This is a genomic window from Breoghania sp. (genome assembly GCF_030066895.1).
Taxonomy (GTDB): domain Bacteria; phylum Pseudomonadota; class Alphaproteobacteria; order Rhizobiales; family Stappiaceae; genus Breoghania.
Map to the genome: position 1 here is coordinate 46,969 of NZ_JASJAV010000003.1, position 26,025 is coordinate 72,993.

Consider the following 26,025-nt stretch of genomic DNA (forward strand, 5'->3'; position numbering starts at 1 on the left):
GTGCCGAATTTCTCCGGCGGCGCAGAGGCACGGCGGGCCTCGTTGTAGGAGATCCACGACGCGGTGCCGGAGCCGACGCCCGGGATGATGCCGATCAGCGTTCCGATGAGCGAACCGCGCAGCAGGGCGCCGCGGCTTTCCTTCAGATCTTGGCGCGAGGGCCAGCGACCGCGCACGGGCTGGATGTTCGGTTCCGAACGCGCCATGCGCTCCATCAGCGCGAAGACTTCCGACAGGGCGAACAGGTCGATCAGCGCCGGAGTGAAGGCGAAGCCGGAGGCAAACCCAGAAATGCCGAACGTGTAGCGCAGGACCCCGGAAATGGGATCGGCGCCGACGCAGGAAATCAGGATGCCGAGGAGCCCGGAAATCGCGCCCTTCAGCAGGTCGCCCGACAAGGAGGCAATGATGGTGAGGCCGAACAGGGAGAGCGCGAAATATTCCGGCGCGCCGAATTGCAGCGCGATGGAGGCAAGCTGCGGGGTGAACGGCACACCCTTGCAGACCACCAGAACCTGCAGCGAACGGGCGAAGAGACCGACGAACTCGGCGTCTTCCATCTTGTAGTCGGTGCCGCCCAGAGGATGGCTAGTCGGTGCCGCCCAGAGGATGGCGAGCGGACCCTAGGCACCGGCACCCAGCGTGTAGCCATCGGGGCGGACGTGAAGCGTGGCGGAGGTGCCGATCGCGCCGCCACCGCCGAGCTGGTTGCGCACGACGATCTGGCTGCCGTCATAGAGACGCTTGAAGGCATCGGCGACCACGCGCAGCGAAAGGTCGGTGCTGCCGCCGGCCGAATACGGGACGATGACCTGAACCGGGTGGGCCGGGAAATCGGCGGCTACCGCCGGAGTGCCCACGAGGGTCAGAGTCATTGCAAAGATGAATTTACGCTTCACGTCGGTTTCCTCTGTATCGTGTCAATGACTTGAGCCAGGGCCGCGATCGTCAGCCGATCACGGCAGCCATACATTCAAAAATATGGTGAAGGCGTAGTAGACGCCGGCCGTCGCGATGCAGGGCAGGAGAATAAGGACCCAGATGCGACACTCGCCGAAAAGGAACAGGCCCGCCACGAAGACGACCAGTGTGGAGGGGATATACCCCACGCTCACGAAAGCCGCCGCATAGGCTCACCATCAGGGCGGCAAACAACACCATGCGGATGAAGGTCGGGCGATCGGAAAGGCTGATTTCGTTATCGGGATTGCCCAATGTGTTGCGCAGGACGGCACGGACGATGAGACCGATCGCGAGCAGCGCCATCAGGGCGATTGCCAGCCAGGGCACGAACGAGGGACCGGCGACCGTTCCGGTCGGCGCAGCCGACACATAGGCCGTACGCCAAGCCGCAAAGGCGCAGAAAAACAGAATGATCCCGCCGATTACGGCGTCGCTTTTTCGAGAGTCCATCCCGACCATGGGTGTCTTCGATCTCGGCCATCGGAGCGGCTCCCGGCCGACCCACCCGCGCCTCCCTAACTCGCTTCATGGGCGTGGGAAGAATGCGCAGCTCGATATTAGATGTCAAATTACAAATAAACATACGTGCCCAATTGATGAAGTTATCTCTGCATACCGTGCATTTTACGAATGCATCGGCTTTTTTCGGCACTTTCAGTACGTATAAAAATTTATATATTTCAATGAATTGTAACTCGACATCCCGTGCGATCGAGCTGTAGCCGAAGAAGGCAATTTCCTCGCATGACAAACATATACCAATTGATAAATTTTATATGCCGTACAATTTTCTTCTCGAATTCACGAGCATGCGGCCGCCCGGACCGCGCTGCCTCAAGCAGCAAAACGGGAGGCCAGTGCTGACGATTTCGAACCCCTAAGGCTCGACAATCACTCCCGAACCCGCCGGAGATCATAATGCTCGACTTGACCAATTCCATCGAACTGCAGAGACCGCCGATGCTACATTTTGGCGCAGGCACGCTGGTGCGCCTTGCCGAGTGGGCACAGGAAAATGGTTATTCCCGACCCTTTGTAGTCGCGGATCCGGTCAATGCGGCGCGGCTCGACCAGCTCGGGCTCGGCGAGGTCAACTGTTTCGGAGATGTCACCGGGGAGCCGGATATCGCGATGCTGGAGCACGCCGTGAAGGCGTCGGACGGCGCCGATCTCGTCATCGGTTTCGGTGGCGGATCGGCGATGGATCTGGCCAAGCTCGTTGCGGTAATGACCGGCCGCAACATCAGTCTCGGCGAGATTTCCGGCCCCAACCACGCTCCGAAACGCGAGGTGGGCCTGGCGCAGATCCCAACCACGGCGGACACCGGCTCGGAGGTCGACACCCGCGCGCTGATCACCGATCCCGAGACCTAACTCCAAGATCACAACCGAGAGCCTGCACATGCTGGCCGATATCGCGATCATCGATCCGGCGCTGACCCAATCCGTGCCGCCGTTCGTGACCGCGGCCACAGGCGTCGACGCCATGGCCCATTGCAAGGAGGCCTTCACCTCCAAGCGCGCGCATCCGCTGATCGACGCCTATGCGTTGCAAGGTATCCAGCTTGTCGGCAAGTACCTGAAACGGGCGGTCGATGACGGATCAGACACCGAAGCGCGCGCTGGCCTGTCGCTTGCCGCCTTCTATGGCGGGGTGTGCCTGGGGCCGGTCAACACGACCGCGGGCCATGCGGTGTCCTATCCGCTGGCGCGCTACAAGATTGTCCACAGCATCGCCAACGACTTGATTTTCGAGCATGTTCTGGCCGCGAATGCGGACGCTACGCCCGAAAAGACGGCCCAGGTCGGGGCCGCTCTCGGCTTTGCCACGGACACCGCACAACAGGTGCTGGACGGGTCGATGGAGTTCTGCCGCTCGCTGAAACTCGACATGCGGCTCAGTGCCCACGGCGTGCCGAAGGAGGACCTAGCAAGCATGGCCGAAGACGCGCACGGCATCCGGCGGCTTCTCGACTGGAACCCGGTTGATCTCAGCGTGAAGAACATTCTGGAGATCTACGAGTGCGCCTGGTAGGCGCGCCTCACATCGATTTCTCCGTAATCATTGCCCGGCTTCGTCCGGGCAATCCATCAGACAACGGCACACGCGGAGAGCGCTGGATCCCCCGGACAAAGCCGGGGGATGACGGCGTGGGGTAACCGTGGACTGAAGAAACCTGTCTGCGTCCTTGCGGGCAGGCGTTCCACGTCTCTCACAAAGCAGCGGCAATCTCTTCCATGACGCGTTTGGCCGCCGCGTGGCGGTCGGGGGCGCCTGTGATCGGACGGCCGCAGACGAGATAGTCGGATCCGGCGTGGATCGCATCGCCCGGGGTCATGACGCGCTTCTGGTCGTCGGCCGAGGATCCGGCCGGACGAACGCCCGGGGTGACCAGCACCAGATCGGGACCGGCGAGCGTGCGCAGTTCACTTGCTTCGCGCGGCGAGCACACGATGCCGCCCATGCCGGCTGCACGCGCCGCAACCGCGCGCGATTTCACCAGATCGGATGCCGTTTCCGCATAGCCAGCCGCCTTCACGTCCTCATCGTCCATGGAGGTAAGGACCGTGACGCCGAGCAGGCAGAGATCTGCGCCATCGAGCCCGGCCACGGCCGCGCGCATGGTCTTGGGATAAGCGTGGATGGTGACGAAGGTCATCCCCATCTTGGCGATGTTGCGAACCGCCTGTTCCACCGTGTTGTCGATGTCGAACAGCTTCACATCGAGGAAGACCTTTTGGCCCGCGCGCGCCAGCTCTTCGGCGAAGGGCAGACCGCCGGCGAACTGAAGCTGCATGCCGATCTTGTAAACGCCTACGGCGCCTTGCGTCTCCGCCACGATCGCGCGGGCTTCCTCCACCGTGGGCACGTCAAGCGGCAGGACAAGCCGGTCCGTCGCGGTTGCGGGCTTGAAAGACATCGGCAGGCTCCTCGATTCGGGTATGGCCCCTATGGTTAGTCGATCCGGGTTCGGGAGGGAATCGGTGCACGCGGAAATCCGTCACGAAAAGTCCCGCCCCCACCGTTACGGACGTTCAGCGCTATTTTCTTGGCGACGTTCGGCTGCTAAGACACTTGCCGTTCCTCGGAATTGAAGGATTTTTCCCGTATGCGTTCCGCTTCGATCACGCGCGCTACCAAGGAAACCGACATCCAGGTCTCCGTCGATCTCGACGGAACCGGCGCCTACAATGTCGCGACCGGTATCGGCTTTCTCGATCACATGCTGGAGCAGCTCGCCCGGCATTCGCTGATCGACATCACCGTGAGGGCGGCGGGCGACACGCATATCGATTTCCATCACACCGCCGAGGATGTGGGCATTGCACTCGGCCAGGCCGTGCGGCAGGCCCTCGGCAACGTGGCAGGCGTGACCCGCTATGCGGACGTGCACCTGCCCATGGACGAGACGATGACGCGGTGTGCGATCGACATCTCCGGCCGTCCGTTCCTGGTCTGGCAGGTGGAATTCTCCAAATCGAAGATCGGTGATTTCGATACCGAACTCTTCGAGGAGTTTTTCCGCGCCTTCGCCATGAATGCCGGGATCACGCTGCATATCGCCAATCTCTACGGCACGAACTGCCACCATATCGCGGAGACCTGCTTCAAGGCCGTGGCGCATGCGCTGCGCGGGGCGGTAACGCTCGATCCGCGCCAGGGTGCGCGCGTCCCGTCCACTAAGGGTCGGCTGGGAGATTAATGGCAATGACCGTCCATATGGTGATGGCACCAACGCCTTCCAGCGATGCGCAATCCGATGCCAAAGACGTCGTCTTCATCAAGGATGGCTTCAACTGGCCCGCCTTCTTCCTCGCCGTGCCGTGGCTGCTGATACGCGGCCGGTGGCTGGTGCTTGTCGGTTATCTGATCGTGGCGATCGTTGTCGCCGGGCTGGGTGCACTCATCGGTGGACTGAGAACGATCGTCGGCAGGATCGCCCTTTCGCTGCTGTTTGCGCTGGAGGCCAATGGTTTGCGCCGCTGGACGCTGGAGCAGCGCGGCTGGACCTTCATCGGCGTTGCGGCCGGTGCGAACCGCGACGAATACGAAGCCCGGTTCTTCTCGGACTGGTCAGGTCCGGTGGAGGTTCTTCCTCAGACCCCGTCCACGTCCGGAACACCCGCGCGGACACCTGTTTTTCGTGCCGCAACGCCTTCCGATGAGGTGATCGGCCTGTTTCCGGAGGCCACACTATGACCGTCGCCATGATCGATTACGGGTCCGGCAACCTGCACTCCGCCACCAAGGCGTTCGAACGCGCGGCACGCGACAACGCGATTATCGAAGAAATCCGCCTAACGGCCGATCCGGACGTGGTCGCGGCAGCCGACCGCGTGGTTCTGCCCGGCGTCGGCGCCTTTGCCGATTGCCGACGCGGCCTTGCGGTCGTTTCCGGCATGGATGCGGCGCTTGAAAAGGCTGTGATCGCCAAGGGCCGTCCCTTCCTCGGCATCTGCGTCGGCATGCAGCTCATGGCTGAACGGGGGCTTGAATACCAGACCAGCGAAGGACTTGGCTGGATCGCGGGCGACATGGTGATGATGAAGCCCTCCGATCCCGCGCTGAAGATCCCGCATATGGGCTGGAACACGATCGATCTGAGCCGGAATGCGGCAGGCAAAACGCATCCGCTCTTCGACGGCATTCCGACCGGGCCGGACGGACGACACGCCTATTTCGTCCACTCCTACCACCTGGAGGCGCGCAAGCCGGAACAGGTCGTGGCGACCTTTGATTACGGCGGCACGTTCACGGCCATGGTCGGACGTGACAACATGGTCGGAACCCAGTTCCATCCGGAAAAGAGCCAGAAGCTCGGCCTCGCCCTCATTGCCAATTTCCTGAAATGGAAGCCGTAAGTCCCACCGGGAGCTTGCGCGCGACACGGACAAAACCATGATCCTCTTTCCCGCCATTGATCTGAAGGACGGCCAGTGCGTGCGCCTGAAACTCGGCGACCTGGAACAGGCCACCGTCTTCAACGACGACCCTGGCGCCCAGGCCCGCGCCTTTCAGGACCAGGGCTTCGAATGGTTGCACGTGGTCGATCTCGACGGCGCATTCGACGGTAAAAGCCACAATGGTGCGGCGGTCGACGCCATTCTGGCGGCCACCTCGAACCCGGTGGAACTGGGCGGCGGCATCCGCAACATGGCGCAGATCGAGGCGTGGCTCGACAAGGGCGTGCGCCGGGTGACCCTCGGTACGGTGGCGGTGCGCGATCCCGATCTCGTCAAGGCCGCCTGCAAGACTCATCCCGGCCGCATCGCCGTCGGCATCGACGCCAAGGGCGGCAAGGTGGCGGTGGAAGGCTGGGCGGAGACATCCGAACTCACCACCGTCGATCTCGCCAAACGTTTCGAGGATGCGGGCGTTTCGGCGATCATCTACACCGATATCGACCGCGACGGCGTGTTGAAGGGGCTCAACATTCCTTTCACGCTGGAGCTTGCAAGCGCCATCTCCATTCCGGTCATCGCATCGGGTGGTCTTGCCTCCATCGACGACGTGAAGCGACTGCTGGAACCCGACTGCGCCATTCTGGAGGGCGCGATTTCCGGCCGAGCGCTCTATGACGGGCGGCTCGATCCGGCGGAGGCGCTGGCCCTCATCAAGGCGGCACGAGGAGACTGATCATGCTCAAGGCCCGCGTAATTCCGTGTCTCGACGTCAAGGACGGCCGTGTCGTCAAGGGCGTTAACTTCGTCGATCTCATCGATGCCGGGGATCTGGTGGAAACGGCCAAGGCCTATGACGCGGCCGGGGCCGACGAATTGTGCTTCCTCGACATCACCGCAAGCCATGAGGATCGCGGCATTTTGCTCGACGTGGTGCAACGCACCGCCGAACAATGCTTCATGCCGGTCACCGTCGGCGGCGGGGTGCGTACCGTAGAAGACATCCGCGCATTGCTGAAGGCGGGCGCGGACAAGGTATCGATCATGACGGCGGCGGTTAAGGACCGGCAGTTCGTGCGCCGGGCGGCGGAGAAATTCGGCAGCCAGTGCATCGTCGTGGCGATCGACGCCAAGCGCGTCAGCCATGAGGGCGAACCGGGCCGCTGGGAGATCTTCACCCACGGCGGACGCAACGCGACCGGCATCGACGCCCTGGAATACGCGCAGGAAGTCGTGGAGCTGGGGGCGGGCGAAATCCTGCTCACCTCCATGGATCGCGATGGCACCAAGGCCGGTTTCGACATAGAACTGACGCGCACCATCGCCGATTCCGTGCACGTGCCGGTGATCGCCTCGGGCGGCGTCGGCACGCTCGACCACCTTGTCGAGGGCATGCGCGACGGGCATGCCACAGCAGTGCTCGCCGCTTCCATTTTCCATTTCGGCACCTACACGATCGGCGAGGCGAAACGGCACATGGCAGCTGCCGGGATCCCAATGCTCTTCGACGGCGACGCGAATTTGTCCTAAATGATGCGGCGCACGCGCTCCGGGTTTCTACGGGGGGAGTTCCGAACGCGTGCAGGGCACATCGCCTGAAGTCGCTGAACGGCGGGCCGAACCGGGTCGCTCGACAGCAGACGGCTTCAAGGAATATGCTCGAAGTTCCCTGCTGCCCCCCCTGACGAAGGCCCGCCATGTCCGCTTTCACGCTCAGCGATCTCGCCGAGATCGTCGCCAAACGCGCCCGGTCCGGCGATCCCGGATCCTATACGGCCAAGCTCGTTGGCAAGGGCATCGCCAAATGCGCCCAGAAACTCGGCGAAGAAGCCGTCGAGACGGCGATCGCGGCGGTCGAACGCAACAAGGCCGGGGTTACGGCGGAAGCGGCGGATCTCCTCTATCACCTGTGCGTGGTGCTGGAAGCCTCGGGCGTGCCGCTCGATGACGTCATGGCGGAACTGGCCGGGCGGACCAGCCAGACGGACCTGCAAGAAAAGGCGTCCCGGCCGCCAGAGTGACCTGATTAGGTGACCCCCGACAGCAAAACTCGGCGCTTCATGCGCCCACATCGCGGTTGCGACCGTCCCCCGGTCGCCTGTTCATCGGGAGGAAATCGCCGTCAAGGCGGGTGGACACGAGCTGCAGGATCTGGTTGGAGCGCGCAAAACCTTGCACGGTGAACGCATGGATGAAGTGGTACCGTCGGAACTCTCGCCCTACATGTTTTTTCTGGAAACCGAATGGGCGAGGCTTCGCGCCGATACGCCGATGACGCTGACGGCGGAAGAGATCCGACGACTTCAAAGCCTCAACGACCCCGTTTCGCTGGCGCAGGTTGAGAGCATCTACCTACCTCTTTCACGCCTTCTGTCCTTCTATGTCGAAGCGATGCAGGGCGTGCATCTGGCCACCAAACGCTTCCTCGGTACCACCAACAAAAGAGTTCCCTACATTATCGGCGTGGCGGGTTCGGTCGCGGTGGGAAAGTCCACGACGGCGCGCCTGATGCAGGCGCTTCTGGCGCGATGGCCCGCGAGCCCGAAGGTCGACCTGATCACGACCGACGGTTTCCTCTATCCCAATTCGGTGCTGGAATCGGGAGGACTGATGCGACGCAAGGGATTTCCGGAAAGCTACGACCTGCCGGAATTGCTGCATTTTCTATCCGACATCAAGGCCGGGCGGCGCAACGTGCGCGCGCCCGTCTATTCTCACTTCTATTACGACGTGATGCCGGGCCAGTCGGTCTTCATCGATCGGCCTGATATCCTGATCGTGGAGGGGCTGAACGTCCTGCAGACCTCCAAGCTGCCGCAAGATGGCAAGGCCGTGCCCTGCGTCTCCGACTTTTTCGATTTTTCAGTCTATATCGATGCGGAGATCCCGGTCTTGCACGACTGGTACGTGCAGCGTTTCATGCGCCTTCGCGAAACGGCCTTCCGCGACGTGGGATCCTACTTCCACAAATATTCCAAGGTGACGGATGCGGAAGCGCTGGAGATCGCCAACGATCTTTGGACCAGCATCAACCTGGAAAACCTCACCGAGAACATCCTGCCGACGCGCCCGCGCGCAGACCTGATCCTCACCAAGGCTCCCGATCACTCCATCGAGCGCGTGGCATTGCGCAAGATTTGAGCCAGCCTTATTCATCTCCAAGAATGCAAAAAGGCCCGCCGAGTATCCCCGGCGGGCCTTTGATCTGGAAAGTCTGCCCGGATCAGGCGGCTTCCGACGTCTTGATGGCCTCGAGGAACTGTCCGACCTGCCCCCACGCAGGACATTCATTTCCCTCTCGAGTGCCGTGGAGGCATCGGCAACCATCGTGGCGGCTTCGTTGGTGATCTGCGCCGCGCCGGAAACACCTTCGATGTTTTCGGACACATCCTGCGTACCACGCGAGGCTTCCTGCACGTTGCGGGCGATTTCCGTCGCCGCCGCACCCTGCTGCTCGACCGCGGTGGCGATGCTGGAGGAGATCTGCGAGGAGGTGTCTTCCGTCGCTTTCGAGGTCTAGTTTGCGAGTTCCTTAACCTCCGCGGCGGCGACCGCAAATCCTCGGCCCGCCTCACCGGCGCGCGCGGCCTCGATCGTAGCGTTGAGCGCCAGCAGGTTTGTCTGCTCGGCAATCGCCTGGATAAGGCTAGCGATTTCACCGATGCGGGTCGCCGCATCCGACAGCCCCTTGATGCAAACGTTGGTTGTGTCGGCCTGGGACGCGATTTCGCTGGACGAGGACACCTGACGGCCGATCTCCGCAACGGAGGCGGCGAGTTCCTCGGCGGCGGAGGCAACCGTCTCCACGTTGGAGGAGGCTTACGCAGCCGCTCCGGCCACGGCCTTGCTCTGGCTGGTGGTCTGCTCGGCCCCGGCGTTCAGGTTGGTCGATGCATTCTGCAGATTGGTGACGGAAACGGCGATCGTTTCCAGGAGGGAGCCCATCTGCCCCTCGAAATCCTTCGAGACGGCGCGGATTTCTTTGGCCCGCTCGCGGTTCTTTTCGAGCCGCTCCTTCTGCGTCGCTTCCAGGGAGCGGCGCTCGCGCTCGTTCTCTACGAAGTCGGCCATGGCGCCGATTTCGTCGCGGCGGTCTGCCCCTTCGATCTCGATCTCGGTGTTGCCGTCGGCCAGTGCGCGCATGTTTCCGATCAGCTTCTTGAGCGGGCCCGTCACATTGCGAATGGCAGCAAAGGCGATCAGGAAGCCGACGAGACCGAAGCCGATGACGATCGTCGCGTTGTTCCAAAAGGTCGACTCGATGTCGTCAACAAACACACCAGTGGCGAGAACCCAGCCCCAGGGCTCGAACCGCTCACCCCAGGAGGTCTTCAGCGACACTTCGATCTTGCCGGTGCGGTTCCAGTAATAGACAGCCGATCCGCCGCCCTTGTCCGCGGCCGTGAACAGATCGCGTATAAAGAAGTTGTCCGCCTTATCCTTGATGTTCATCACCATCTTGCCCTCGTCGGCGAGCTTTGGCGGCATGACAACGCGGCGTCCGTTCTTGTCGAGACCGAAGACGTAGTTCGATCCGTCAAAACGGAGGGCGCGGATAAGATCACGTGCCTGACTGGTCGCCTGCTCGTGGGTCAGCTCGCCCGACTGCTCTTTCTTGTAGTAGTAGTCGGCTACCGAGTTCGCGAGCTGAACGATCGTCTTCGTCATCTCCGACCGCTCCTGGTAAAGCGTATTCAGATAGAGTGACGACAGAATGACGCTGATAATGGCCAGGGCCAAGACCGGTAACCAGACCTTTGTGCCAATTCCGAGTTTGTTGAGAGACATTGGATGTTGCCTAAGTACTGTGAGAGTTTCTCAATTTTTCTCTCCACCTCTTAATATTCCTTAAAATTATCTATATAATTCAAAATGTTAAAATTATCGAAACGTCAATTTCGATCATCTTTACCTGGTCATATCTCGCTCGGATCATAGACCAACCCAAGGTTTTTCACCCAATATCCGAAATTACTTGCTTGCCTGAAGATGAGGAAGGACGAGTAAATTCTGCCCTCGACAGAAACATTGCCTTACAAATGTCAGGCAGAGCAAATGGCGCCGGACGAACTTCCCGCAAGGCGTGCAGGAGGCTTCGATACCACCGTTTCCGGAAGGCTTAGGACGGGTTGGGATCAGCCGCCGAAAAGCTTGTGAAAGAAGCCGTCGCCACCCGCAGAAGGGAGGACCCGATTGCCGTGCTCGACGGTCCCTCCGCCAATGGCGACGTTGCGTGGCGGAGCCGGTACGGGTGGCGTCTGCACAACCAGCGGACCTCCCACGGGAATACCGGAAAGGGGCACCATCGGCATATGCTCGTGAGCCTTTGCCATGAAATCGTGCCAGATCGTTGCCGGAAGCGAGCCGCCGGTTGCCGACTTGGTCGGCGATCCGTCATCGTTTCTAAGCCAGACGGCGGCCGTGTAATTCGCCGTGAAACCAATGAACTAGGCGTCATGAAAATCCTGACTAGTGCCCGTCTTTCCGCCTGCCGGTCTATCACCCAGACGCGCGCGCTTTCCCGTGCCGGAAAACAGGGTCTCTCCGAGCATGGAATCCATTTCGCGCAGCTTGTCGGGCGCAATCACCTGACCGGGACCATCGACCACGCGGTGATAGAGCACCTTGCCGCTTTCCGTCTTCACCTCGCGAATGACATGGGGGACGACACCCCAACCGCCATTGGAGAAGGGCACATAGGCGGCGGCAATTTCCAGCGGCGTCACCTCCGAGGTGCCGAGCGCGATGGAAGGATTGACCTTCAACGGCGAGGTGATGCCGAGCCGCCGGGCGGTGGCGGCGACATTCTTCGGTCCGACTTCCTGTCCAAGGCGGGCGGCAACCGTGCTGAGCGAATGGGCCAGGGCCGTTTGCAATGTCACCGGTCCGCGATAGCGCTTGGAATAGTTCTTCGGCTTCCAGCCATTGATGGAAATCGGCCCGTCGACCCGGATCGTATCCAGCGTCAATCCCTGCGGCCGCATCGACGCCATAGGCGCCGGCGCCAAAATAGACCCGGTTGAGATACAGCTCCAGGACCTGATCCTTGGAGTAGCGGGTCTCCAGCCACAGGGCGAGCACCACCTCCTGCATCTTGCGGCTGATGGTGCGCTCATGGGTCAGGAACAGGTTCTTGGCGAGCTGCTGGGTCAGGGTCGAGCCGCCCTGGACCACTCCGCCGCGCACAAGATTGGTGACCATGGCCCGCAACAGATCTATGAAATCTATGCCGAAATGACTTCTGAACCGACGGTCCTCGATGGCGATGACCGCGTTCGGCAGATATTTGGGAAGCTCATCGATATGAAGCGCTTCTCCGCCGGTCTCGCCGCGATTGGCGATCAGCCGCCCCTCGGCGGAAACGATCTTGATGTTCGGCGGACGGGCCGGAACCTTACAGTCATAGCTCTGGGTCAACTGGGCGGCAAAATAGGCGAGCGTTCCCGCAACGACGATCGTGCCCCAGACGCAGGCAACCATTCCCCAATAGAGCGCGCGGCGAAAAGTGGGTGAAGCGACCACCGCCGCCACCGGTCTTGCGGCGCGCCTTGCGGCGCTTCCCACCCGATGCCGGACGCGCACGGCGGGGCGCTGCGGACGCCGTGTCCGTCCGTGCGGGGGCGGGCGCCTTGTGTGCAGACTTTGGCGGTCGCTTCTTGGCTCCGGCAGCCTTCTTCGTCCCCTTGGACGCGGCTGGACGATCGGACGGGTCGATCCGCGGGCCGGATTCAGCGCGAGCGCTGCCCATTCTCGGTTCGATGCGTTCGCCGCATCTACCGCGCCTGCTGGCCATTGGCCGCCTCTCGCCTCGCATATCAGTTGGGTGGAATTGCGCCGGTACGCATCCGTCGCGCATTACGCCTAACGCTAGAATGCAGCGTTTTAAGGGGCGGTTAAGCTTGACGGAGTTTCACCAACCGAGATCGATCCCAGGTAGCTTGTAACGCGCGAACCAGTTTCCGCTTGAACCGCGCCCGGCTCTCGCAAACACTGCATCGACAATTTTCAGTATGAGGGAGACGTGAATGACAAAGGCCTATTGGATTGCGCGGGTCGATGTGGAGGATCCGGAGATCTACAAGGATTATACGCCACCGCCAAGCCGGTCTTTGAACGCCACAAGGCGCGATTCCTGGTTCGCGGAGGAGAATACTCCGCATTGGAGGGAACCAACCGCAACCGCAACGTCGTGATCGAGTTCGACAGCTACGAGGAGGCGCTGGCCTGTTACAACTCGCCGGAATATCAGGCCGCGAAAGCCATCCGCACGGCCGTTTCGACCGGCGATCTTCTGATCATCAAGGGATGTGACGGGTAGGGTTCGCTTGCCCGCAACCAAATGGGCGGCCGTCCCCAGGGACGGCCCTCGCATGTCTGCGTCGAACCGTTCCGCCGGTTCCGCCCGATCAAATGGCGCCTTAGCTGGCGAACCGTTCCGCACCGCTGCCGTAGTAATTCACGTAGCGCGCGCTCAACGACGCGACCGGGGCGATGATCAGCACATCGGTCGTGCCGAACTGGTGATCGACCACGGCGCCGTCGCCGATATGTGCACCGAGCCGCAGATACCCTTTGATGAGCGGCGGCATTTCCCGCATCGCGGCGCGCAGATCCACCGCTTCCGCCGGCATGCGGTTCATCTCCACATAACGCTCATCGAGCGCCCGCACGCGCCATTCCTCCGGTGCGCGGTTGAAATGGTGCAGGAAGGAGAGCGGCAGGGCTAGGCAGTCCGGGTCGGTATTCTCGAAGGAGGCGCAGCCGATCATGGCATCGATGCCGTGCATCAGCACGTAGGCCCAGATGCCGTGCCACAGAAGCTCCACCGTGCGCTTGTTGCGGTAGGGCTTGAGAACGCAGGAGCGGCCGAGCTCGAGGAATTTCAGGTCGGGCTTGGCATCGATCAGGGTCTGGATGTCGTATTCACCGGCGGTATAGAACCCGCCGCACCCTTCCGCCGCGGACTGGCGCAACAACCGATAGGTGGCGACGATCTTCGGCTTGCGGCGGCCGAACGGCTTGGCACGTTCGGGCACATCATGATCCAACACGAGAAGGTGATCGCAGATATCGTCGAAGGCATCCGCATCACGCCCAGTAGAAAGCATATGGCCGTCGGCGATCGCGGACATCTCCTCATAGAAGACGTGGTAGCGCAGTTCCTGCGCCTTCTTGATTTCAAACGCCTTGCGGGCAATGCGCACTTCCAGCGGACCGATGCGACCGAGCGAAACCGGCGCGTCGTTGCTCCGCCGGGTATCCACTCCGCCGCGCGGCAATGCGAATCCGTGAACCGGCAGCCAGCCTCCGACCCCCGTGCTGTCACGATGAATCGGCATGAATTTGCGCACCAGTCTGGTAGGCGACAATTTGCCTTGCTGTCTCATGAAATCCGGCCTTTGCCCCGCATTGATGCCCGTTGTTCAGGCGCGGCTTGGCGCTTACCCATCTATGGCCGGTTCAGACCCGGCTCCCTCATCAAACGCTTGAGCGGGAGGTCTTACGTAGCGAAAACCGACCCAGCTTAAGCGTTCATAAACCTCAGATTTCCAACAGTTCAATGACACCCGGTCCCGCTGTTGAGGCAGAGATGACATTCGCGGCGGGTTGCTATGGTTAGCCGGCAATGTAACGGCTGTCCGGCCCCTAGTCACGTTTCCCGGTGTAGAGGAGCAAGAAACCGGGGAGCCGCTTATGCCAGGCCTGCACGCTTCATAAGGCCCGACAGGACCGTCGGGGTCGAGCGGCTTTGTCAGGAAGTCGTCAGCGCCGGAGCGCTCCGCTTCCGCCCGCGATTCAGGCGTGATATCCCGCCGTCAGCGCATAGATGGGGACAGTCTCCAGACCGTGCGCCCGCTCAGCTTCCCGGATACGACGGATGGCCTCCAGGCCGTCCGCACCCGGCATGTGCAGATCCATGAAGATTGCGGAGAACGGGGGATCTTTGCCCGTGTGACTGCGCGTGACGGAGGCCAGCGCGGTTTCGCCGTTGCGCGCAACGACCGGATCGTGGCCATGCCGTTTCAAAAGCGCGGTGGTGAGCATCAGATTGATGTCATTGTCTTCGGCCACGAGAATGCGAAACGACCGGGACGCGAGAGCGGCGAAGCGCCGGACTCGTCGCGCCATGAGGCTTCCCCGTCGCCCACAGGTTCGCCTGCAATCAGCGCGGCCACGACCTTGATCAGCGACACGCTGCGCACGGGCTTGACCAGATAGGTATCGAACCCGGCAGCGCGTAGCGCAGGCAACTGGCCGCGTTCGGCCGGAATGACCAGAACGATGACGGGCGCCGTTAATTCCTTGCCCCGCACGCCTTCAAGCTAGTGGGCCGGATCGCGAAGCGAGGCATGGTCGACCAGCAACACATCCGAGGCGGCTTTGACGTCGGCCTGTTCGTCAACCTGATCCACCGTGAAGCCAAGATCGCGCAACCGGCGCTCCATCAGGGTACCGCCATCCCTTCCGAATAGAGCAGGCCAATGCGACGGTCGGCGAAATCCGCCCGGTTCGGTAGGGCGGTGTCCTTGCCGGCGGCAACGTCGAAATCGAAGGAGAAGGTCGCGCCCTGTCCGGGCTCGCTATCGATGGAGATACGTCCGTTCATCGCCTCGACGATGCGCTGCGAAATCGCAAGGCCGAGGCCGGTGCCGCCGTAGCGCCGGGCCGGACCGAGATCGACCTGTTCGAATTCGGTGAAAAGCCGCCCGGCCGCCTCGGTGGTCAGATCGATACCGGTATCGTGAACGCGGGCGGTCAGGCGCAGGGTTCCGTTCTTGGCGGGGATTTCACCCGTGCCGTGGGACGGCGCACGGAGGATCTCGATCAGCACGCCGCCACGGTCTGTGAACTTGATGCCGTTTCCGGCCAAATTGATGAGGACTGGCACAGGCGCGCAGCATCAAGGAGGACGTCCTCCGGCACATCCGGGGCGACGTAGCACGCGATATCGAGGCCCTTGACCTGAGCGCGCGGGGCGAGAAGCTCGACCACCCGTTCCGCCAGAAGCTCCAGACGGGTCGGTGTCGGCTGCAGGACCATCTTACCCGCTTCGATCCGCGAGAAATCCAGCACCTCATCGATCAGCCCAAGCAGCGCCTCGCCGGAGGAGGCGATCGCGTCGACGTAGCTCGCCTGTTCCGCGGTCAGACTGGTGTCTCGCAAAAGCGTGCCCATGCCGAGGATGCCGTTCAAGGGCGTGCGGATTTTATGGCTGACGGTCGCCAGAAAGCGCGACTTGGCCTGATTGGCCGACTGGGCCAGATCGCGGGCCTCGACAAGCGCCTCTTCCGCCCGGCGCCAGGGGGTGACATCGCGCAGAATCGTCTGCACCACCGGACCGAGACCGCCGTCGCGTACAGGCACATCGAGACGGGCAAACCAACGCGGACCGGCCGCCGTTTCCAGCGCGAGATCGCCGGTGCCGGGCAGAACGTCGTCCCCGACGCCTGAGGATTGCGCCCGCGGCAGACGGAAAGGTTCATCGCCGAGCCGAGCCGGGCCGGATCGCAATTGAAGGAGCGCACAAACGTCTCATTGGCATAGACGATGCGCCCGCGCATCCCGCCTGAAGATGACATCTCCGAGCGCGTTGATGACGGAGATATGGCAATCGTCGAATTCGCGCAATTCCCAGACGAGATCGTCGAGCGCTTCCGCCTGGCGGCGCAACTCAGCCGTTTCCGCCTCGTGAGCGGACTTGTGCCCGCCGATATCGACGGCCCGCAGGATCGCAACAGCACCGGCACCGGCCAGGAAAGCAATGGCGAGACCGGCGAGAGGCGCCGGGGACGGACGGTCGAGGAGGAAGACGCCAAAGGCAATAGCGGCGAGAACAAGCGCGGATGCGGCCGAAAGAAACCAGGGCGTGATGTGATGGCGCACATTGGTATGCGGCTCGTACCAGGCGGTGTTTTCAGTGTGGGAAGGTGGGACAGAAGTCGATTGCGAACGCGAGTGGGCGGAAGACGATGCGGATTGCGCGTCCTCAAAACCGTCACCGGTGTTTTCTACCCCTTACCGCATGGGCGGTTTCAGTCCCTGTCTACCCCGTCAGGAACGCTTGCCCGAACGCGCGAAATTCGCGGAAATCGCGCGGCAACCGTCTCCCGTTGCAGACAATGTGGCGCAAAGGCATTGCCAAAGCCTTGCGATGATCCGCGACAGATCCTTCCGATCCGACGGATTGTCCGGTTTTCAGGGATTGAGCTGTCGCGTGCGTGTGCGGCTAAGGTCAGGCAGCCGAGGTCGTTGTGCGCCGGAACCGCGATAGGCGAGGGCTTCGGCGATATGGGAGCGGCCAACCTCAGCACATCCGTCGAGATCCGCGAGGGTGCGGGCGAGCTTGAGGACCCGGTGATAGCCGCGCGCCGACAATGCCAACGCATCGGCGGCTTCGCTCAACAACGTCACCCCGGCATCATCCGGCCGGGCAACCTGTTCGATCAATCGTGCGCCCGCCTGGGCATTGCAGCGGGCCGCAACATCGAGCGCGGCATACCGTTCCGCCTGAAGCCTGCGCGCGATTGCGACACGCTCGGCAATTGACGCGGAGCTTCCCGAGACGCCGGGACGGATCAGATCATGGGCGGTTACAGCGGGGACCTGGATGGTCAGATCAATCCGATCGAGGAAGGGATCGGAGATGCGAGCTTGATAGTCGGCGGCACATTGCGGCCCACGCGCGCATACATGGCCCGGTTCGCCCGCATGGCCGCACCGACACGGATTCATGGCGGCAACAAGCTGTATACGCGCAGGGTAGTGACCCGTGATTGGCGCGCGCGATGACCGTTTCGCCGTTTTCCAGCGGCTGGCGCAGACTGTCGAGAACCTGCGGATTGAATTCGGGCAGCGCATCGAGAAAGAGAACGCCATTATGGGCAAGCGAGGCTTCGCCCGGACGCGCCTTGATGCCGCCGCCGACCAGAGCGGGAATCGAGGCGGAATGATGCGGCGCGCGGAAGGGGCGGCGATCTGACAGACGCCCATCGGCCAGTTCACCGGCGAGCGAGGCGATCATGGAGACCTCCAGAAGCTCTTTCGGCGTCAACGGCGGCAGGATGGAGGGAAGGCAAGCGGCCAGCATCGATTTGCCCGCACCGGGTGGCCCGACCATCAGCAGGTTGTGTCCTCCGACCGCCGCCACTTCCAAGGCGCGGCGCGCGCTTTCCTGACCGCGCACCTCCGACATGCCGGGCAGGTCTTCGGCAAACGGCTTCAATCCGGCACGCGGCCGGGCGAGGAGCTGCGTTCCCTTGAAATGACTGGCGAGCTGAATGAGGCTGCGAGGCGCCAGAATATCCATGTCGGAACTTGCCCAGGCGGCTTCCGAGCCGCCGTCGGCGGGACAGATGAGCCCGCGTTCCATCGCATTGGCCCCCATGGCCGCGGGCAACACGCCGGCGACGGGTGCGATCGTGCCGTCGAGCGCCAGTTCGCCGACCACCACATAGCCCCATCAGCTTTTCCGCCGGAATGGCGCCCATGGCAGCCATCAGACCGAGCGCGATCGGCAGATCGTAATGCGAGCCTTCCTTGGGCAGGTCCGCAGGCGCGAGATTGACCGTTATCCGCTTGGCGGGAAGCGACATTCCCGATGCAAGCAGGGCACTTCTGACGCGCTCCCTGCTCTCGCCCACCGCCTTGTCGGCCAGACCAACAATGTTGAAGACGACAGATCCTGGCCCGACCTGAACCTGAACATCGACAGGAACCGCCTCGATCCCCTGGAAGGCCACTGTCGTGACGCGACTGACCATGCTGCCCTCAACCTTTCGGCCGTCTCCACCCGGAATTTACCCTACGGTGTGTTTTCAGGCGTTTCAAGAACGTAATGAGAACAAAGAGGACCCGAAACCCAAGATCCTAAAACAACGAAAAAGGCCGGCAAGTGCCGGCCTCTTCGATTTAGGAATTTGCCCTCAGGCAACTGCGAGAATAATTGCGGTTGCGGCGCCGCCGGCAATCAGCGGCACGAGAAGAAAGGGCAGGGTCAGGCGAACCATCGGGTTTCCTTCCTACGCCAAGTTCAGCCGCCGCGTTCGGGCTGCGTCTTATACAGGAAGGCGCATGTCTCATTTGCGAGTTTTTTTTCGCATCTAGCGAAAAATTATTCGCTTTCAATACCCCGTTTGACGTTGCCCGCAATTTGCGCAGGCCCAACCCGTGTGCAGGTAACCTCCCCGGCTCAACCGGCCCGCTTGGCCTCGATCACATCCCAGACGCGAGCTGCGATATCGGGCCCGCCGAGCTTGGCAACCGCGCGGATACCCGTCGGCGCGGTGACGTTGATTTCCGTCAGCCAGCCGTCGATGACGTCAATGCCCACGAGCAGCAAGCCGCGCTCGCGCAGCCGTGCTCCGAGGCGGGCGCAGATTTCCCGCTCGCGATCGGTCAGATCGGATTCACGCGGAGCGCCACCGCGCACCATGTTGGAGCGCAGATCGCCTTCCGCCGGAAAACGGTTGACCGCGCCCGCGAACTCGCCGTCAACCAGTAGGATCCGCTTGTCACCGTGCTTGATGTTGGGCAGGAACTTCTGGATCACCCAGGACTCGTGGAAGGTGACGGCAAAGAAATCGTAGAGCGAGCCGTAGTTGAGATCGTCCTTCGTGATGCGGAAGACCGCCGCGCCGCCATGGCCGAAAAGTGGCTTCATGACGATCTCGTCGTGCTCGGCGCGGAAGGTGTCGATTTCGCTCTTGTCGCGCGTGATCAGCGTGGGCGGCATCAGATCGGCGAATTCGGTGACGAAGAGCTTTTCAGGCGCGTTGCGCACCGATGTCGGATCGTTCACCACCAACGTGTTCGGGTGGATCTTCTCCAGCATGTGCGTGGCGGCGATGTAGGAGAGATCAAAGGGCGGATCCTGACGCATCAGGATGACGTCGATCTCGCTCATGTCCGTGCGCACGCCCTCGCCAAGCGTGTAGTAATCGGCAAGATCGTCACGCACCTCGACCGGCTCGAGCCGCGCGGTGACGGTGTTGCCGGTCATCGCCAGACTGTCGGGCGTGTAGTGATACAGCGTGTGACTGCGCTTTTGAGCTTCCAGCATCAAGGCGAAGGCGCTGTCTCCGGCCATGTTGATCGTGGAAATGTGGTCCATCTGGACGGCGACGCGAAGCGGCATAAGCTTTGGCTCCGATGAAATTCAGGTCGCCCGCTTGGGACAGCGGCAATGGTTATCAGGAACAAGTCGGCCGTCTTGTGAGGCCGACGGGGGTGGGTTTCGTCATTCATATGTGGTGGCGGCGCGGATTTGTCCACGCCGCACTGCACCTGAGCCGCTAATGCGTGCCGGTGGAGCCGAAACCACGCCCACCGCGAACCGTTGCACCGAGATCGTCGACGGGAATGATCTCGGCGCGCGAAACCGGCGCGACGACGAGCTGGGCGATCCGCGCGCCGCGGGTGACCTCGAAGGGCTCCTGACCCAGATTGATCAGGATTACCTTAATTTCACCGCGGTAATCCGCGTCGATCGTGCCCGGCGTATTGAGGACGGTAACCCCGTTCTTGATCGCCAGACCGGAGCGCGGGCGAACCTGGGCCTCAAAGCCCGGCGGAAGGGCGATGGCGATCCCGGTGGAGACCAGGGCGCGCTCACCGGGGGCGAGGCGCACCGGCTCTCCCTCCTCCAATGCGGCCATGAGATCGACCCCAGCTGCTTCTTCGCTCTGATATTCCGGCAGGGGTAGGCCGACACCGTGCGCCAGAAGGCGCAATTTAACGGGAACGCTCATTCATCCTCCGGTTCAAAATAGGCCGCAATCCGCGCGACGAGCCGCTCTGCCACCTGCCGCTTGTCGAGCCGGGGCCATTCTTCGACGCCGTCATGGAAGACGAGTCTGATCTCGTTGGTATTGCCGCCCATGATACCTTCGCCCGTTGACGGCAGACTGACATCGTTGGCGACGATCCAGTCCGCGCCCTTGTGGGCAAGCTTGGCTTGGGCGTTGGCCAGGAGATCAGCCGTTTCCGCGGCAAAGCCCACGACAAGGGCGGGGCGATCTTTCGTGCGGTGACCGATCCCGGCGAGAATGTCGGGATTCTCCGCAAATTCGAGCATCGGCGGACGTCCGGACCCGTCCTTCTTGATCTTCTGCGCCGCCGTCCCCTTGGCTCGCCAGTCGGCGACCGCAGCAGCCAGAACGGCGATGTCGGCGGGAAGGGCGGCATCCACAGCCGCCTGCATTTCGCGCGCGGTTTCCACGTGCACGACCTCGACCCCGGCGGGATCAGGCACGGTGACAGGACCCGAAACGAGCACGACCTCCGCACCTGCGGCGGCAGCCGCAGCGGCAATCGCATGCCCCTGCTTGCCGGAGGACCGGTTGGCGATGTAGCGCACCGGATCGATCGGCTCATGGGTCGGGCCGGAGGTGACGACCACGCGGCGCCCAGCCAAAGGGCGCGCTACACCCGGTGCGGGCGATGTCTCGAAATGCGCCTGGACCGCGGCGGCGATATCCAACGGTTCGGCCATGCGCCCGACACCGGCTTCTCCGGATTCCGCCATTTCCCCGCTCATCGGACCGATGAACGCGATCCCGTCGGCACGAAGCTGCGCCACGTTGCGCTGCGTTGCCGGATTGGCCCACATCACTGAATTCATTGCAGGCGCGATGAGAATCGGCGTCTTGGAGGCAAGGAGCGTCGCGGTTGCCAGATCGTCCGCCAGCCCGTGCACCATCTTGGCCATCAGATCGGCGGTCGCAGGGGCGACAAGCACGAGATCGGCCTCGCGCAGCAATCGGATATGGCCGACGTCATGTTCGGCCGCGCGGTCGAAAAGCTCGATGAAAACCTGATTGCCGGTAATCGCACCGAACGCGAGCGGGGTGACGAACCGTTGCGCCGCCGGGGTCATCACGGCCCGTACGCTTGCCCCGCGTTCGCGAAGACGGCGAACGAGATCCAGCGCCTTGTAAACGGCGATCCCGCCCGAGACGATCAACAGAATGCGTTTGTCATGCAGCATGAAGTAGCCTCTGCGACGGGACATCCCGCCGAATGCCTGTCCCGCCGGGGAGGCGGGACAGGGACAGTGCAATGCGGATATCAGTTGACCGCCTGGAAGGTCTTCGGCGCGGGCGAGATGACGTTCAAGCCGGAGCCAGCCGCCTCGTAAACCGCCAGACCGCGCTCGTTGGTGCCGTCGCGGTTGAAGCGGAAGACGCCGTCAATGCCGAGGAAGCCGTCGCGATTGGTCAACACGCCGGCGGAGAAGCGACGCTGACCGGCGCTGCGCACCAGACCGGCGGCGAGCACGGTCGCGTCATAGGCGAGCGTGGCGTTACGCGGCGGCGGCGATCCGTAAGCGGCGGCATAGCGCGGCGCAAAGGCCTTGAAGCCTTCCTTGTCGGGGGCCGGATACCAGCCGCCCGCGACCAGACGATCGGACAGCACCTCGGGATCATCCCACTGCCCGGAGCCGAGGAACTTGACCGCGTCGCGCTTGATGCCCTGTGCGATCAGCACGCCAATCGCATAGGCGGGAACGCCGCCGCCATCGGGAATGAAGATGGCATCGGCGCGGCTTGCGGAACTGACAAGGTCCGTCGCCTTCACCTTCAGATCCGCCGTATCGACCCCGCGCGCGGGGTCGACATTGTAGCGCTCGATCCCGACGATCCGTCCGCCGGTCCGTCCGACGGCCTGGCGGAACGCGCCTTCCGCGATCGCACCGTAGCTGTTGTCGGGGATAAGGGCCGCATAGGAGGAGCGCCCCTTAGAATTGGCATAGGAGATGATGCGTGACACGTCCTGCTGCGGCAGAAAGGAGAGCAGGTAGACACCCGGTGAGGGCGTCGATGCATCAGAGGAGAAGGCGATGACGGGCACGCCCGACGTGCGCGCGGCAGCGGCCGCGCCGCTGACGGCCGGCGCGAAGACTGGGCCGAGAATGAGTTCGGCGCCTTCGGAAATTGCAGCCTGCGCAGCCGCACGTCCGCCGTCAGCCGTGCCGCTCGTATCCTTGACCAGGACCTGAACGTCGGCGCCGGGGAAGTCCTTCAATGCCAGTTCGGATGCATTGCGGAACACGGTCGCGATCTGCCCCGCATTGGATCCGGCGGATTTCGGAAGCAGCAGCGCCACACGAACCGCGCCGTTTCCGACGACTTCGCCGGTCGGCGTACCGGTTCCCTGCCCCAGGCCGGACTGCGGATAGAAACCAGGCGTTGAACCGGTGCACGAGCCAAGCGCTCCGAGCGCTATCGCCATCACCGCCGCCACGATGGGTCTTGGGCTTCTGATCTGCCCGAATACACTGCGCACGTCTTGTCCTTCCCCGAAGTATCCCAAGCCTTTACGAAAGAATACCGGATTTTGGCGATTTGGCGTAAGCCTGTCAAAAACTTCGCACAAACCACCATCGCCACGGCTCGGCATCGACCTCTTATGAGGCGTATCGGTTGCACGGTTTGCAGGGCCGGCTCACAGCCGGTTACAAGGATCACCGAAGCTTCAAACGATGCCGGCAACCCTTCGCCGATGTCGTCATGGCCCATTTACCGCCGACAGGCAAGGCTGCCCGTTTTGGCAAGACAGGGACTTAACGAATGGAAAGCGGGCCTTCAGGCGTAAATGAGCGCACGCCCGACGCGCATCCGCGCGACGTAAATACCCGACGCCGATACGTCATCGGCGCAACGAACTTCGATGCGCCTGCAGCGGAGGCCGCCCTCCACGTCGTTTCCACGCCCATCGGAAATCTCGGTGATATTACCGTTCGCGCGTTGGAAACCCTGGCCGGATGCGAGCTGGTGGCCTGCGAGGACACGCGCGTCACACGGGTTCTGATGGAGCGCTACGAACTTTCCGCCCAGCTCGTTGCCTATCACGAACACAATGCCGCGAAGGTCGGACCGCACCTATTGGCCGCGCTGGAGGAGGGCAAGGCGGTGGCCATCGTGTCCGATGCCGGAACGCCGCTCCTGTCCGATCCCGGATACCGGCTAGTCGGCGCGGCGGTGGAGGCCGGTCACAAGGTGATCCCGGTGCCGGGGGCCTCCGCACTGCTTTGCACACTCGTGGGAGCGGGGCTACCGAGCAACACGGTGCTCTTTGCAGGGTTCCCGCCGACGAAAAAGGCCGCGCGTCAGACGAGGCTGGAGGAATTGTGCACCGTTTCGGCCACGACCGTCTTCTACGAATCACCGCGCAGGCTCTCCGCGACCCTTGCCGACATGATCCAGGTTCACGGGGACGACCATCGGGCCTGCGTGGCACGGGAGCTGACGAAGCGCTTCGAGACCTTCAAGCGCGGCACCTTGCGCGAGCTTGCCGATTTCTTCAAGGAAAACCCGCCAAAGGGGGAGATCGTCATCGTGCTCGCGCCGTCCGAGCCGCAGCAGGCGGAAGATGCGGACGTGGAGAAAATGCTGAAGGAGGCGCTTGCCGAAATGCCGGTCAGCGCGGCGGCCGCGCAGGTCGCCAAACGGACAGGACGCGACCGCAAGACGCTCTACCGGCAGGCGCTGGCCCTTCGCAAGGGCGACGATGACTAGGCGGTCGCGGCGAGCGGCCTATCAACACGGCCTCTCCGCCGAGAGCCGCGCCGCCCTGTGGCTGCGCCTCAAGGGCTACCGGATCCTGGCACGGCGCCACAAGACGCCCGTCGGCGAGATCGATCTGATCGCCCGGCGCGGAAAGACGGTTGCCTTCGTCGAGGTCAAGGCGCGGGAAAGCCGCGAGGCGGCGCTGGAAGCGATCACGCCACAGACGCAACGGCGCATCGTGGAGGCAGCACATCTGTGGCTGGCGCGCAATCCCCGCCACATGAATCACACCCTGCGCTTCGATGCCGTTCTGGTGACACCGCGACAAATTCCCCGCCATATCGCCAATGCTTGGAAGACGCCTCGGTGAGGGTCAAGGCCCTCCTGTCGATCCCCTTTCACGAAACAAAATTCGACGCAACGTTAGCTTATATGAATTTCGTAGAAAATTTTTCTAATTTAGCGCATTAATTGGGATTTTATCCTATTTCAACATGACCCCGGTCGAACGGACGGACTCGCCGGAACGCCCCTGCCACACTAGAGTTACGCTCAAGCCCGGCGGGAGAGCGGGTGGGGAGAACAATTCAGGAAGGGAGAGTACCGATGAGCGACAAACGCGCACGTATCTACAATTCGATCACGGAGACTGTCGGCGACACGCCTCTCGTGCGGCTCGACCGCCTTGCCAAGGAAAGGGCGTCGAAGCCAATCTGCTGGCCAAGTTTGAGTTCTTCAACCCAATCGCAAGCGTCAAGGACCGTATCGGCGTCGACATGATCGACGCGATGGAAGCCGAAGGAAAGATCAAGCTGGGCGAAACGACGCTGATCGAGCCGACCTCGAGCAACACGGGTATAGGCCTCGCCTTCGTGGCGGCGGCGCGCGGCTACCGGCTGATCCTGGTGATGCCGGAGACCATGTCGATCGAACGCCGCAAGATGGTGGCGCTGCTGGGTACAGAGCTTGACCTAACCGAAGGCGCGAAGGGCATGAAGGGTGCGGCCGCGCGCGCCGACACCGAAGAGCTGAAGAAGGAGATCCCGAACTCGGTGATCCCGCAGCAGTTCGAAAACCCAGCTAACCCGGATATCCATTCCAAGACGACGGCCGAGGAAATCTGGAACGACACGGCCGGCACGGTCGATGCGTTCGTTTCCGGCGTCGGCACCGGCGGCACGATTACCAGCGTCGGCCGGCTGCTGAAGGAACGCAACCCTGAGGTACGGGTGATCGCGGTTGAACCGGCCGACAACCCGGTCCTGTCCGGCGGACAGTCGGGACCGCACAAGATCGAGGGCATTGGCGCCGGGTTCATTCCGGGCGTGCTCGACACGAAGATTTATGACGAGGTGGTTTCGATCATCAACGACGAAGCCTTCGAAATGGCCCGCTTCGTCGCCAAGACTGAAGGCGTGCCGGTCGGCATTTCCTCCGGCGCGGCGCTGACGGCGGCGGTCAAGGTCGGCAAGCGGCCGGAGATGAAGGGTAAGAACATCGTCATCATTATCCCCTCGTTTGCCGAGCGCTATCTCTCCACGGCGTTGTTCGAGGGTCTGGGCGAATAGGACGCACGGGGCAGTTCGCCCCCCTCCATCCCCTTTACGCACGCAATACGAAAAACGCCCCGACGGTTGATCCGCCGGGGCGTTTT

The 26,025-nt window shown here is 62.5% G+C and carries 29 protein-coding genes and 5 pseudogenes; 14 read left to right on the plus strand and 20 right to left on the minus strand.

Features of this window, described 5'->3' with window-relative positions:
- Positions 1 to 63 precede the first annotated feature (63 nt).
- A complete protein-coding gene (locus tag QNJ43_RS05415; protein ID WP_300468071.1) occupies positions 64 to 306 on the plus strand; it encodes a hypothetical protein in 243 nt (80 codons plus the stop codon).
- 317 nt (positions 307 to 623) lie between these two features.
- Here the strand turns inward: QNJ43_RS05415 and QNJ43_RS05420 are convergent, their stop codons facing one another.
- The gene (locus tag QNJ43_RS05420; RefSeq protein ID WP_300468073.1) at positions 624 to 899 is read right to left on the minus strand and encodes a hypothetical protein; all 276 of its coding nucleotides are present in this window, start codon (positions 897 to 899) and stop codon (positions 624 to 626) included.
- Positions 900 to 948: 49 nt separating this feature from the next.
- Positions 949 to 1,266 carry a hypothetical protein gene (locus QNJ43_RS05425; protein ID WP_300468075.1) on the minus strand — a complete coding sequence of 106 codons (318 nt, stop codon included), beginning with the start codon at positions 1,264 to 1,266 and terminating at the stop codon, positions 949 to 951.
- 615 nt (positions 1,267 to 1,881) lie between these two features.
- Here QNJ43_RS05425 and QNJ43_RS05430 point away from each other — a divergent pair.
- Positions 1,882 to 2,998, plus strand: a pseudogene (locus QNJ43_RS05430) (iron-containing alcohol dehydrogenase).
- A 178-nt stretch (positions 2,999 to 3,176) separates the two neighbouring features.
- Here the strand turns inward: QNJ43_RS05430 and pyrF are convergent.
- The gene (pyrF, locus tag QNJ43_RS05435; RefSeq protein WP_300468076.1) at positions 3,177 to 3,884 is read right to left on the minus strand and encodes an orotidine-5'-phosphate decarboxylase; all 708 of its coding nucleotides are present in this window, start codon (positions 3,882 to 3,884) and stop codon (positions 3,177 to 3,179) included.
- A 189-nt stretch (positions 3,885 to 4,073) separates the two neighbouring features.
- Here pyrF and hisB point away from each other — a divergent pair, with 189 nt between their 5' ends.
- From hisB to QNJ43_RS05475, 8 genes are all read left to right on the plus strand, one after another.
- On the plus strand, positions 4,074 to 4,667 hold the full coding sequence (hisB, locus tag QNJ43_RS05440; RefSeq protein ID WP_300468078.1) for an imidazoleglycerol-phosphate dehydratase HisB: 594 nt from the start codon (positions 4,074 to 4,076) through the stop codon (positions 4,665 to 4,667).
- Between the two features lie 5 nt (positions 4,668 to 4,672).
- A complete protein-coding gene (locus QNJ43_RS05445; protein ID WP_300468080.1) occupies positions 4,673 to 5,164 on the plus strand; it encodes a DUF2628 domain-containing protein in 492 nt (163 codons plus the stop codon).
- Positions 5,161 to 5,826: an imidazole glycerol phosphate synthase subunit HisH gene (gene hisH, locus QNJ43_RS05450; RefSeq protein WP_300468082.1), complete on the plus strand. Its 666-nt coding sequence runs from the start codon at positions 5,161 to 5,163 to the stop codon at positions 5,824 to 5,826. The genes QNJ43_RS05445 and hisH overlap by 4 nt, the downstream gene beginning before the upstream one ends.
- Before the next feature lie 37 nt (positions 5,827 to 5,863).
- Positions 5,864 to 6,601 carry a 1-(5-phosphoribosyl)-5-[(5-phosphoribosylamino)methylideneamino]imidazole-4-carboxamide isomerase gene (gene hisA / locus QNJ43_RS05455; RefSeq protein WP_300468084.1) on the plus strand — a complete coding sequence of 246 codons (738 nt, stop codon included), beginning with the start codon at positions 5,864 to 5,866 and terminating at the stop codon, positions 6,599 to 6,601.
- Entirely contained in the window at positions 6,601 to 7,395 is a 795-nt protein-coding gene (hisF, locus tag QNJ43_RS05460) for an imidazole glycerol phosphate synthase subunit HisF (protein WP_300468539.1), read from the plus strand. The genes hisA and hisF overlap by 1 nt, the downstream gene beginning before the upstream one ends.
- A 167-nt stretch (positions 7,396 to 7,562) precedes the next feature.
- On the plus strand, positions 7,563 to 7,886 hold the full coding sequence (locus tag QNJ43_RS05465) for a phosphoribosyl-ATP diphosphatase (RefSeq protein WP_300468086.1): 324 nt from the start codon (positions 7,563 to 7,565) through the stop codon (positions 7,884 to 7,886).
- A 166-nt stretch (positions 7,887 to 8,052) separates the two neighbouring features.
- Complete coding sequence (coaA, locus tag QNJ43_RS05470) at positions 8,053 to 9,006, plus strand: type I pantothenate kinase (protein WP_300468088.1); 954 nt, start codon at positions 8,053 to 8,055, stop codon at positions 9,004 to 9,006.
- A 166-nt stretch (positions 9,007 to 9,172) separates the two neighbouring features.
- Positions 9,173 to 9,385 (plus strand): hypothetical protein, encoded by a 213-nt coding sequence (locus QNJ43_RS05475; protein WP_300468090.1) that lies wholly within the window; start codon positions 9,173 to 9,175, stop codon positions 9,383 to 9,385.
- Here the strand turns inward: QNJ43_RS05475 and QNJ43_RS05480 are convergent.
- From QNJ43_RS05480 to QNJ43_RS05500, 5 genes and pseudogenes are all read right to left on the minus strand, one after another.
- Positions 9,382 to 9,672: a methyl-accepting chemotaxis protein gene (locus tag QNJ43_RS05480; protein WP_300468092.1), complete on the minus strand. Its 291-nt coding sequence runs from the start codon at positions 9,670 to 9,672 to the stop codon at positions 9,382 to 9,384. The genes QNJ43_RS05475 and QNJ43_RS05480 overlap by 4 nt on opposite strands.
- Positions 9,673 to 9,684: 12 nt before the next feature.
- Positions 9,685 to 10,605 (minus strand): cache domain-containing protein, encoded by a 921-nt coding sequence (locus QNJ43_RS05485; protein ID WP_300468094.1) that lies wholly within the window; start codon positions 10,603 to 10,605, stop codon positions 9,685 to 9,687.
- A 395-nt stretch (positions 10,606 to 11,000) separates the two neighbouring features.
- A complete protein-coding gene (locus tag QNJ43_RS05490; protein ID WP_300468096.1) occupies positions 11,001 to 11,198 on the minus strand; it encodes a hypothetical protein in 198 nt (65 codons plus the stop codon).
- Positions 11,199 to 11,312: 114 nt separating this feature from the next.
- The gene (locus QNJ43_RS05495; protein ID WP_300468098.1) at positions 11,313 to 11,834 is read right to left on the minus strand and encodes a penicillin-binding transpeptidase domain-containing protein; all 522 of its coding nucleotides are present in this window, start codon (positions 11,832 to 11,834) and stop codon (positions 11,313 to 11,315) included.
- Positions 11,835 to 11,898: 64 nt separating this feature from the next.
- A pseudogene (locus tag QNJ43_RS05500) lies at positions 11,899 to 12,345 on the minus strand (biosynthetic peptidoglycan transglycosylase); the annotation flags it as partial.
- A 545-nt stretch (positions 12,346 to 12,890) separates the two neighbouring features.
- Between QNJ43_RS05500 and QNJ43_RS05505 the strand changes: the two are divergent.
- Positions 12,891 to 13,183 (plus strand): annotated as a pseudogene (locus tag QNJ43_RS05505) (DUF1330 domain-containing protein).
- A 100-nt stretch (positions 13,184 to 13,283) separates the two neighbouring features.
- On the opposite strand, the gene QNJ43_RS05510 reads toward QNJ43_RS05505, so the two are convergent.
- The 12 genes and pseudogenes from QNJ43_RS05510 to QNJ43_RS05565 form a co-directional block, all read right to left on the minus strand.
- Entirely contained in the window at positions 13,284 to 14,204 is a 921-nt protein-coding gene (locus QNJ43_RS05510; protein ID WP_300468100.1) for a GNAT family N-acyltransferase, read from the minus strand.
- 457 nt (positions 14,205 to 14,661) lie between these two features.
- Positions 14,662 to 14,937, minus strand: a complete 276-nt coding sequence (locus QNJ43_RS05515) for a response regulator (RefSeq protein WP_300468102.1) — start codon at positions 14,935 to 14,937, stop codon at positions 14,662 to 14,664.
- On the minus strand, positions 14,910 to 15,179 hold the full coding sequence (locus QNJ43_RS05520) for a hypothetical protein (RefSeq protein ID WP_300468104.1): 270 nt from the start codon (positions 15,177 to 15,179) through the stop codon (positions 14,910 to 14,912). The genes QNJ43_RS05515 and QNJ43_RS05520 overlap by 28 nt, the downstream gene beginning before the upstream one ends.
- Before the next feature lie 9 nt (positions 15,180 to 15,188).
- Complete coding sequence (locus tag QNJ43_RS05525) at positions 15,189 to 15,311, minus strand: hypothetical protein (protein ID WP_300468106.1); 123 nt, start codon at positions 15,309 to 15,311, stop codon at positions 15,189 to 15,191.
- Positions 15,311 to 15,697, minus strand: coding sequence for an ATP-binding protein (locus tag QNJ43_RS05530; protein WP_300468108.1), 387 nt, complete (start codon positions 15,695 to 15,697; stop codon positions 15,311 to 15,313). Before QNJ43_RS05530 ends, QNJ43_RS05525 begins: the two co-directional genes overlap by 1 nt.
- Positions 15,691 to 16,377 carry a histidine kinase dimerization/phospho-acceptor domain-containing protein gene (locus QNJ43_RS05535; protein ID WP_300468109.1) on the minus strand — a complete coding sequence of 229 codons (687 nt, stop codon included), beginning with the start codon at positions 16,375 to 16,377 and terminating at the stop codon, positions 15,691 to 15,693. Before QNJ43_RS05535 ends, QNJ43_RS05530 begins: the two co-directional genes overlap by 7 nt.
- A gap of 21 nt (positions 16,378 to 16,398) precedes the next feature.
- Entirely contained in the window at positions 16,399 to 16,749 is a 351-nt protein-coding gene (locus tag QNJ43_RS05540; RefSeq protein ID WP_300468111.1) for a hypothetical protein, read from the minus strand.
- 312 nt (positions 16,750 to 17,061) lie between these two features.
- A pseudogene (locus QNJ43_RS05545) lies at positions 17,062 to 18,626 on the minus strand (YifB family Mg chelatase-like AAA ATPase).
- Positions 18,627 to 19,054: 428 nt separating this feature from the next.
- The gene (gene gshB, locus QNJ43_RS05550; RefSeq protein ID WP_300468113.1) at positions 19,055 to 19,999 is read right to left on the minus strand and encodes a glutathione synthase; all 945 of its coding nucleotides are present in this window, start codon (positions 19,997 to 19,999) and stop codon (positions 19,055 to 19,057) included.
- Positions 20,000 to 20,156: 157 nt separating this feature from the next.
- The gene (dut, locus tag QNJ43_RS05555; RefSeq protein ID WP_300468115.1) at positions 20,157 to 20,612 is read right to left on the minus strand and encodes a dUTP diphosphatase; all 456 of its coding nucleotides are present in this window, start codon (positions 20,610 to 20,612) and stop codon (positions 20,157 to 20,159) included.
- On the minus strand, positions 20,609 to 21,850 hold the full coding sequence (gene coaBC, locus QNJ43_RS05560; RefSeq protein WP_300468117.1) for a bifunctional phosphopantothenoylcysteine decarboxylase/phosphopantothenate--cysteine ligase CoaBC: 1,242 nt from the start codon (positions 21,848 to 21,850) through the stop codon (positions 20,609 to 20,611). Before coaBC ends, dut begins: the two co-directional genes overlap by 4 nt.
- A gap of 80 nt (positions 21,851 to 21,930) precedes the next feature.
- Complete coding sequence (locus tag QNJ43_RS05565) at positions 21,931 to 23,148, minus strand: penicillin-binding protein activator (RefSeq protein WP_300468119.1); 1,218 nt, start codon at positions 23,146 to 23,148, stop codon at positions 21,931 to 21,933.
- 284 nt (positions 23,149 to 23,432) lie between these two features.
- Between QNJ43_RS05565 and rsmI the strand changes: the two genes are divergently transcribed.
- The 3 genes and pseudogenes from rsmI (at position 23,433) to cysK (ending at position 25,939) form a co-directional block, all read left to right on the plus strand.
- Complete coding sequence (rsmI, locus tag QNJ43_RS05570) at positions 23,433 to 24,380, plus strand: 16S rRNA (cytidine(1402)-2'-O)-methyltransferase (RefSeq protein WP_300468121.1); 948 nt, start codon at positions 23,433 to 23,435, stop codon at positions 24,378 to 24,380.
- Positions 24,373 to 24,741, plus strand: a complete 369-nt coding sequence (locus QNJ43_RS05575) for a YraN family protein (RefSeq protein ID WP_300468123.1) — start codon at positions 24,373 to 24,375, stop codon at positions 24,739 to 24,741. Before rsmI ends, QNJ43_RS05575 begins: the two co-directional genes overlap by 8 nt.
- 236 nt (positions 24,742 to 24,977) lie before the next feature.
- Positions 24,978 to 25,939: pseudogene (cysK, locus tag QNJ43_RS05580) on the plus strand (cysteine synthase A).
- The last annotated feature ends 86 nt before the right edge of the window (positions 25,940 to 26,025 follow it).

Coding starts and splice junctions, on each gene's coding strand:
- coaA (WP_300468088.1), top strand. CDS start 8,053: ATGGATGAAGTGGTACCGTCGGAACTCTCGCCCTACATGTTTTTTCTG.
- rsmI (WP_300468121.1), top strand. CDS start 23,433: ATGGAAAGCGGGCCTTCAGGCGTAAATGAGCGCACGCCCGACGCGCAT.
- hisB (WP_300468078.1), top strand. CDS start 4,074: ATGCGTTCCGCTTCGATCACGCGCGCTACCAAGGAAACCGACATCCAG.
- QNJ43_RS05525 (WP_300468106.1), bottom strand. CDS start 15,311: ATGGAGCGCCGGTTGCGCGATCTTGGCTTCACGGTGGATCAGGTTGAC.
- gshB (WP_300468113.1), bottom strand. CDS start 19,999: ATGCCGCTTCGCGTCGCCGTCCAGATGGACCACATTTCCACGATCAAC.
- pyrF (WP_300468076.1), bottom strand. CDS start 3,884: ATGTCTTTCAAGCCCGCAACCGCGACGGACCGGCTTGTCCTGCCGCTT.
- hisH (WP_300468082.1), top strand. CDS start 5,161: ATGACCGTCGCCATGATCGATTACGGGTCCGGCAACCTGCACTCCGCC.
- QNJ43_RS05490 (WP_300468096.1), bottom strand. CDS start 11,198: ATGGCAAAGGCTCACGAGCATATGCCGATGGTGCCCCTTTCCGGTATT.
- QNJ43_RS05575 (WP_300468123.1), top strand. CDS start 24,373: ATGACTAGGCGGTCGCGGCGAGCGGCCTATCAACACGGCCTCTCCGCC.
- coaBC (WP_300468117.1), bottom strand. CDS start 21,850: ATGCTGCATGACAAACGCATTCTGTTGATCGTCTCGGGCGGGATCGCC.
- QNJ43_RS05465 (WP_300468086.1), top strand. CDS start 7,563: ATGTCCGCTTTCACGCTCAGCGATCTCGCCGAGATCGTCGCCAAACGC.
- QNJ43_RS05510 (WP_300468100.1), bottom strand. CDS start 14,204: ATGCCGATTCATCGTGACAGCACGGGGGTCGGAGGCTGGCTGCCGGTT.
- QNJ43_RS05445 (WP_300468080.1), top strand. CDS start 4,673: ATGACCGTCCATATGGTGATGGCACCAACGCCTTCCAGCGATGCGCAA.
- hisA (WP_300468084.1), top strand. CDS start 5,864: ATGATCCTCTTTCCCGCCATTGATCTGAAGGACGGCCAGTGCGTGCGC.
- dut (WP_300468115.1), bottom strand. CDS start 20,612: ATGAGCGTTCCCGTTAAATTGCGCCTTCTGGCGCACGGTGTCGGCCTA.
- QNJ43_RS05425 (WP_300468075.1), bottom strand. CDS start 1,266: ATGGCGCTGCTCGCGATCGGTCTCATCGTCCGTGCCGTCCTGCGCAAC.